At 47.1% G+C, this 1,216-nt stretch carries 2 protein-coding genes; one reads left to right on the forward strand and one right to left on the reverse strand.

The features are described 5' to 3' along the window. Window positions 1–114: 114 nt before the first annotated feature. Complete coding sequence (locus tag GA0061070_RS24430; protein WP_244153203.1) at window positions 115–384, reverse strand: hypothetical protein; 270 nt, start codon at window positions 382–384, stop codon at window positions 115–117. A 257-nt stretch (window positions 385–641) separates the two neighbouring features. Here GA0061070_RS24430 and GA0061070_RS24435 point away from each other — a divergent pair, with 257 nt between their 5' ends. Continuing rightward, complete coding sequence (locus GA0061070_RS24435; protein ID WP_208598210.1) at window positions 642–1,079, forward strand: ECs1072 family phage-associated protein; 438 nt, start codon at window positions 642–644, stop codon at window positions 1,077–1,079. The last annotated feature ends 137 nt before the right edge of the window (window positions 1,080–1,216 follow it).

Consider the following 1,216-nt stretch of genomic DNA (forward strand, 5'->3'; position numbering starts at 1 on the left):
AAACCCTGTCGCTGGACTCGGGGTTGAAGAAATTACAGCAACGGTATACCGATATGATATTGGTTTACTGAGTTTTCTGGGGATCCCTCAGGGGTTTACCCCGGTTTGTCAATTTTACGGCTGCTGGCGCTCGCGCCATGCCTTCACCTGCTCTTTACTGACATCGTCAGGATAACAAAGTGGTGAATAGCCCCCCGGTTTGCTCCAGGCGCTGCGCCTGCCGCATGCACTGCCGTTGCGCGCCTGGTTATACGGGCAGGCGCAGGAACCGGGATAGCGCGCAATGGATTCCGCAATGATCGCTTTTTTAACCTGCGCATCGGACAGCGCTTGCGTTCTGGCAACCCCTTCTGTTGCATCCAGCAATGAGATCGCAACAACCATTCCCCACATCATCGAACAGATTCGCATTTTTGTTATCCTGATAAAGGCTGGAATTTGCAGCTTATTATTCTCACAGCCTGTGAATATTGTTTAAACACAAATTATGCTGCCCATTTCTTTTTTATAGTGAGATTTAACTTAAGTCTGAATTTAAAGTTCAGTAGCATTAACGTACGCATCGGGAAATTTGGCTGTGCACAATCTTCTCTGATATTGTCTTCCTGCAAGGAATACTTCGGATCAAACAAGGTAAGGTTATGCAGAAATATGACGACCTGTGGAAAGCCATAGAAGTTCGGGTGCGTGAAAACAATGACATAACGCACATCGATATGACCACTGACACGCCTCGCGGACAGGCAGCACGCCAGCGCATCGCGCAGATTTTTATCCTTGAATACCTGCTTGCGCGCCACCGTGAGAAATACGCCAGCAGTTTTGTTCCGTTGGCAGGCGAAGAAGCGCTTTATCATTTGATTTTTAAACGCACCGGCTGGAAACCCTTTGAAGTAAAACAGCTATCCTTTATTGATACGCTGTTTGTGCTGGCAGAGTTGTTCCGCGACGAAAACCTGCCAGCGGAAGTTCGCGCCGTCATTCGTTCTCAGGGGGTAAAAGAAGAGTCTTACCCTACCTATGATTTTTCAGAGAAAGATTGGGCACCGCGCGAGAATGAAGCATTTTTAAAACGATAAGCAGGCAAATTAATTAAATAACTAAAAGAAAGGGCTCGCACTGGAGTAATGCCGATCAGTTAAGGATCAGTTGACCGATCCAGTGGCTGTGTAAGAATCCGGAAACGCTCACTCGTTTCCGGATTTTTTTATGTACA

It is taken from the genome of Kosakonia oryziphila, assembly GCF_900094795.1.
In the GTDB taxonomy this organism is placed as follows: Bacteria; Pseudomonadota; Gammaproteobacteria; order Enterobacterales; family Enterobacteriaceae; genus Kosakonia; species Kosakonia oryziphila.